Raw genomic sequence first — 6,865 nt, forward strand, 5'->3', positions numbered from 1 at the left:
GTCTTATATGTGTAAATAAAGGCCGAACAGGATATTTATTTTATAGAGATTTTCCTTTTTACATCTATTTTAATAAAAATGTAATAAATATTATCTCTGTTTTTTAATACTATATCTTCTAAATTTGAGATATGAAACAGTTACCAAACTATCTTATTCGGTCATGAAAAAACTATATTCTTTATGTCTCCTCTGTTGTCTTGTAGGAATTTTACAGGCACAAACTAAAATTCGCTATTATTATGATGCTTCAGGAAATCGTATTAAAAGAGAGATTGTATTAAGTCGGGTTCAAAACCGGGCATTGGCCGATCCGGAAGATGAGAAACCTTTATCTGAAAAATTTGCCGGGCAGACCGTTCGTTTTTACCCTAATCCGACCAAGGGACAAATAACGATTGCCATTTCCGGTAATACGGAAGAACTATCGGGAGATGTGAAAATTTTTACCATGAACGGAAAATGTATTGCCACCCGAAAAATCGTTTCGTCAAAAGTCTATTTTGACCTTAGCAATCAACCGGCCGGAAATTACATCCTGAAAATGACATTAAATGGAAAATCTGCAACCTGGAAAATTATAAAAGAATAACTTATTATTATCACATACACATGCGCACATCGTTAACCTTATTTTTGTTGTGTCTTGCATTCGGAATTTATGCACAGACTTTAGGAGGATCATATCCTCAACCGATTCGAAATTCGGATACGGCAGTGATAAAACATGTCGATTGGGTACAAGATCCGGAGATTTTGCCGGACTCGACGTTAGAACAATTGATGCGGGATATTCAGGCTTACAAAGAGCCGGAAATGAAAAACGTGTCGACAGCCATAAGTCCTTTATATACTCCCGGAGAGATCACTGTTCATACTTCGGTCAGTCCTTTAGGCTCGACGATCTGCGAGGTCCCTATCGGATTGCCGAAAGGACGAGGAGAATGCGCTCCGGAAATTTCATTATGTTATACACAATTCAGCGGTGACGGAGTTTTGGGATGGGGATGGGGATTACAAGGATTCTCATCCATAAACAGTGTCGATTTCAATAGATATTACAATGATAAGACCGCCCCTGCTGTGACCGATGCTTCGGCTGCATTTCAACTTGACGGATCTCAGCTTGTCGAACAGTCGTCCGGGTGGTATCGTACCGAAAAAGGAAATATCAAGGTAAAATGTCTTACGCAAGGGGACAAAATCGTGTCGTTTACCGTATTTCGTCCTGACGGTTCGCAATCGCTTTATAAGCCGGTTGTTAATGACGGATTGGAGTATCCTTTATCGAGAGTGACCGATGTTGCCGGCAATCATATCGATTATACTTACGAGTATAAATACGGGCATCATTACTTGCTTTCCGTTTCGTATGGAGGCAGAGGTACGGTCGATAATCCCGGACATTTTGTCCATGTAGATTTTATTTATGGGGAGCATCGACAAGATATTCCTTTATCTTATACGGCAGGCATTGAAAAGAAAGAACCTCGTTTATTGCAGGGAATCATGATAAAACTCGACACCAATATCGTGAAGATTTATTCAATGTCCTACAAAAATACGACACCCTCTTTGTTAAGCGAAATTAATTGCTTGGCCGGTTCGAAAACTCGCCTTGCCCCCTTGCGTTTTGCCTATGCTTCCGGTAATCAGGGAGGTATTAGACAATATACGTCGAGTATTTCTTTATACTATCCCGATATGAAAGATTTGGTTGTTCGTTCCGGTAAGTTGTCATACGGTAGTGATGATGATGGGATCATCTCGTATCCCGATCCCGGACTATACCGAAATCCGCAAGAAGAATATTATTATGTCGCGCTTGATCCGAGTCATAAATTGAACCTTTATCCGGGCATCGGATCGAATTCGGCTTATGCTCTTGAGCTTCAAGTTGAAGCAGGATTCAATTCTGCTTTTTGCGCCAATATCGACTATGTCCCGGGTGACGAGATCGTACGTATCAATAGCGGAGTGATGTTGGGAAAGGATGTGGTTCGCATCGCAGCCTATGCTCCGGCCTATATGAATACCGGAGTGGATCTGAAAGAAGATGTTTATTATTTTACGGGAGATGCGATAAAAAAGAAAGATACCTATTCATTCTGTCCTAAAACCTATTTGAGCGGAGATTTTACAGGGGACGGAAAGGATGAGATATTTGCGGTTTCGATGAATGCCCCGTTAGATATGGCTCAGCATAGATCCGTATGTTATCTGTTCGATTTGGATCAGATATTATCACCTGTGTTTCAAAGACCCGTGTTTAATTACAATATGGGCGCTGATATGGTGACGGTAGTCGATTTCGACGGAGATGGCAAAGCCGATATTTGTCATATTCATCCCGCAGGTTTCGATATCTATACATTTGTTCCTGTAAATGGAGATTGGCAATTAAACAAGATATACTCCGATAACCGGATATCGAATTCTTTTTTGTCGGATAAGCGAATGCTGCTGTCCGATGTAAACGGTGATGCTAAAACCGATTTTATCATTTCCCCGGAATTCGTTCGTACCCGGACCGAATACGTCCCTGTCTATTCTCCGAGAGAATGTCCTGTATGTCATGGGCATGATTTCGGATATGAAGGATTTAATTCCATGACCGGTTTGCCGGATGTATGGTGTTATACCTGTGAACAATATATACAGCCCGGTTATACCTGTGTGGAATGCGGGGCTGGATTAACATCCGATTTTACTTGCCCGGATCATGGCAGTCATGTAAATTATACGTGGCGGACCGAGGATACTCAGTGGCAGGTGTTGTTTTCTACCGGTACGGAGTATAAGTTGGAATCCATACCGGGTTTCCCCGTAGAGAAAAGCGATAATCTGCTTATGCAAGATATGGACAATGACGGGATTCTCGATATTGTGTGTCAAAAGGAGAATAAAGAGGTCAAAATATATCCGGTAAGAAATAACGTCATTGTTTATGAACCGAATAATATCGTCACCGCGACCTTATCCAATCCGGCGATATTAGTCCCCGCTACCGTGATGCAGGCTACTAATCATTTGTTTTTGTACGGGTTGTATAAGAATGAAGTGTATAAGATCAATTACGGAATAGATCAGTCACAATCCCGTTTACTTTCTGCCGCTTATACCAGTACCGGCAACGAGATTCGTTTTTCTTATCAAAAAATGAATAGCGGTTACAATTATAAGATCGGACAAGGAGCGGTTTTCCCTTATATCGATTTTACTGCGCCGATATGGATAACCACGGCAAAAGACGGTTATAGCGGAGGAACGCTTTTCGAATCGTTGCAATTCAGTTATGAAGGAGGTATATCTCATGTGCAGGGGCTGGGTTTCAGAGGATTTAAAACCGTCAATACGATCGACGGGCTGCGGTCCTGGTATGGTAAAAAGATTTTCGATCCAACCCGTTACGGTATCTTGCTGAAAAAAGAGACCGAGCAGACCGTATCCGATTTTGAATATGATTTTGTGTTGCATGACGATAAGACCGTGAAATCGTTATTGTTGAGGAAAACAGAAAAAGATCTTTTAAACGATAATACTCATATTACGACATATACCTATGACGATAAGGAAAATCCGATAAAAGAGGTGGTCGATTACGGGGACGATCTGAGAACCACGATCGAAAATACTTATCAGAATATCGATACGGAGAGTAAATATTATACCGGATTGTTGAAAACCCGTACTACAACATATTCAGCTCCCGGTCAAACGGATTTACGAACATCAGAAAGTTATGAATATGATGATTATCAAAATCTCATGTATAAATCGGTAGTTAAAGGAGAGTCGTCTCCTGTGTCGGAAGAAAATTATACGTATGATGAGGATCAGAATATGATAGCATACGATATACAAAGTTATAGCTCTATGTATCAAATAACTTTCTATGAATACGATGCTTATGGAAGACCTGTTAAAAAGACCGATCCTATGAATTTGATTACACAGTGGCAGTATGATATTTACGGTAATATGGTTCGGGAAACCAATCCCGAAGGGCTGCATACATATTATGAATATGACGGTTTGGGACGTACCTTAAGAACTGTTTATCCCGACAGTACCGAGACGGTCGTTACTTATGCGTGGGCCTCGGGACCGGAGTCGGCATTGACCGAGATAACGACAACCCATACGGGTAAACCGACGGAGAAACTGTTTCAGGACGCTTTAGGCCGGGAAGTCCGCAAAGGAGCGCAACGTTTTGACGGACACTATCTCTTTACCGATAAAGTGTATAATCAGCACGGTTTGCTCGAAAAGGAATCGTTGCCTTTTCGTTCTCAGAGTCCCTCGGCGTGGAATCAGATGACGTATGACTTTCATGATCGGCTTGTCCGTACCGATTATGCTTCGGGACGTACCGATGTGTATGATTACGGGCAGAATACCGTTACCGAGACCAAAAAGGGAATAACGGTTTCAAAGACGTGCGATGCAGTCGGTAGAGTGATTCGGGTTTCAGATATGGCGGGAGATATACAATATACATTGCGTCCCGATGGTCAGCCCGAATCGATTACAGCGCCGGGTAACATAACTACCACATTCACCTATAATGTGTACGGACAGAAAATCGGAATGTCCGATCCGAGTGCCGGTACGATCGAGTGGAGATACGGTCCTTTTGGAAATCAGACTTATAAAAAAGATGCGAATGGGGTCGAGACCCGAACTTTGTATGATTCTTACGGGCGAAAAGACTCGATTCATATCTCCAAAGACAATAAAGAGTTGCGTACCGTCAAGTTCGGTTATGACAATTATAACCGTTTATCGCAAGTTGTCGAAAATACCGGTTCGCGTTTTTATAAGTACGACCGGTATGGCCGCTTATCGGAAGATATACAGTATATCGATGATTATTTTAGTTTAGAACGCAAGTATGCTTATAATGAGTTGGGGCAGATAAGTTGGATAAATTATTACGGTTATTTGCCGTGTACGATAGGGAGAGTGCATTACACATATGCCAATGGGCATAAGACCGAGATCAAAGTCGATGCTTCTGCTCCGGCATGGAAGCTTGTTGCCGAGAATGATATGGGATTGCCCGTGTCGATAGAGACGGGACCGCTGACCCGGACTTTTGAATACGACCGGTACGGATTTCCGTTAAAACGTACCGTAACCTGCGGTGATCGGATTATTCAGGATATGAGTACCCGATTCGATTCTCATACCGGAAATCTGACCTGGCGGCAAGATAATACGCGGAATATCCGGGAAGATTTTTCTTATGATGCCTTGAACCGTCTCACAGGATTTAACGGCAAGACGATAACTTATGACGGAAAGGGAAACATCACCGACCATTCCGGAGTCGGGTCTTTCGAATATGCCGAAGACCGTCCTTATGCGATAGAGTATATTACGCCTTACGGAGATTATGTTCCGGAGGCTGCACAAGAAATTACCTATAATGAATTGTTGCGCCCTCAGAAGATACTCGAAGGGGATATAGAAACTTCATTCCAGTATGATTATGACGGAAACTTTAATTAAGAAATAATCGAAGGAACAAATTCTCTCGGGAAAGAATTTTTTAGAGAGCATTTTTCATGGGATAATAAATATGAGGAGCTGAACGGTTATCATTTTGGCGGAGTGCTGTATCTCGACGGAGATGTCTTTTCGGCGACCACCGCTTGGTGTACGTCACCGATAGGGGGAGAAAATGAGTGGGAATATCTCTATATATGTCGTGATTATATGGGTAGCATTACCCATATTATAGACAAATCCGGAAATGTATTGCAAGAGTTGAGTTACGATCCGTGGGGACGTTTCCGCGATCCCGATACGCAGGAACTGTATGCTCCGGGAGAAACGCCCGAATTGCTTTTGTTGCGGGGGTATTGCGGACATAAACATGTTGAGTATCACGGATTGATACACATGAGTGCTCGGCTGTATGATCCGGTAATAGGACGCTTTCTCAGCCCCGATCCCTATGTGCAGATGCCGGATTTCAGCCAAAATTTTAACCGTTACACCTATTGCTTGAACAATCCGTTGGTTTATAAAGATGAGAATGGAGAGTTTATTATAGCATTTTTTTCTCATTTTATAAAAGGTTTAGTCAAAAAACAGAATCCTTTTAAAACAGGTTGGCAGGGAGTTAAGAATGAATATATGCTTCTAAAGGGTTTGTTTTCCGGAGGAAGCCAACGGACAAAGAGCCGTTTCACTCGGGAACTTCCGCAAACAGCTGCCGGCTTTTGGGCATCTTATTTTAGTAATTTATTTGGTTTTACTCGTAAAGTAAGTAGTTGGGGCGGGGCGACTGTTTCGCAATTAGAACCGGCATTCTTACAAGGAAGCAAAGCATTTACATTGGGTTCGTATATTATGGGAGGCAGTAGTATTGAAGCCGATCCCAATAACGTCATCTTTCAGCATGAGTACGGGCACTATTTGCAGAGCCAGGAGATGGGATGGAGTTACCTGTTCAAGGTCGCTATTCCGAGTTTGAAAAGTGCTGCGGGAGATGGGATGCATTGCTTTTTTAAGACGGAGCAAGATGCCAATATGCGGTCGTTAATTTATCTGAGTGAAAATGTTGAGGGATTTTATCGAAGTGAAGATGTAGATTATAATAATAAAGGATGGGACTTTTGGAAAAATTCATTAGATCCAGAGCAAAAGCAGGTAAGAGGTCGTTATTATGATGTAAGAGATGCTTCCGTTCGTTCTGATTTGATAAAGAGTTTGAGTTTGACAGGAGGTTTATGGTATATAAAATAAAGTTGTTATGAGAAAATTAATTTATGTGGTATCGATAATATTTCTATTCGGGAATTTTTCATGTGGGAAGGTTTTAACACGAGAAGTGACGATTTATAATGATATAGAT

General features: G+C 41.8%; 3 protein-coding genes. All 3 read left to right on the plus strand.

Translation table 11 applies throughout. The features are described from left to right. Nucleotides 1–163: 163 nt before the first annotated feature. The 3 genes from AC1WHX_RS09355 to AC1WHX_RS09365 all read left to right on the plus strand — a co-directional run bounded on the left by AC1WHX_RS09355 (nucleotide 164) and on the right by AC1WHX_RS09365 (nucleotide 6,756). Nucleotides 164–592 (plus strand): T9SS type A sorting domain-containing protein, encoded by a 429-nt coding sequence (locus tag AC1WHX_RS09355; RefSeq protein WP_303116179.1) that lies wholly within the window; start codon nucleotides 164–166, stop codon nucleotides 590–592. A gap of 20 nt (nucleotides 593–612) precedes the next feature. Continuing rightward, nucleotides 613–5,514, plus strand: coding sequence for a hypothetical protein (locus tag AC1WHX_RS09360; protein WP_481229222.1), 4,902 nt, complete (start codon nucleotides 613–615; stop codon nucleotides 5,512–5,514). A gap of 102 nt (nucleotides 5,515–5,616) precedes the next feature. Further along, on the plus strand, nucleotides 5,617–6,756 hold the full coding sequence (locus tag AC1WHX_RS09365; protein WP_481229223.1) for an RHS repeat domain-containing protein: 1,140 nt from the start codon (nucleotides 5,617–5,619) through the stop codon (nucleotides 6,754–6,756). The last annotated feature ends 109 nt before the right edge of the window (nucleotides 6,757–6,865 follow it).

Source organism: Coprobacter sp., assembly GCF_982436375.1.

Excerpts from the sequence above, each read along its gene's own strand:
- AC1WHX_RS09355 (WP_303116179.1), top strand. The coding sequence starts at position 164 with ATGAAAAAACTATATTCTTTATGTCTCCTCTGTTGTCTTGTAGGAATT.
- AC1WHX_RS09360 (WP_481229222.1), top strand. The coding sequence starts at position 613 with ATGCGCACATCGTTAACCTTATTTTTGTTGTGTCTTGCATTCGGAATT.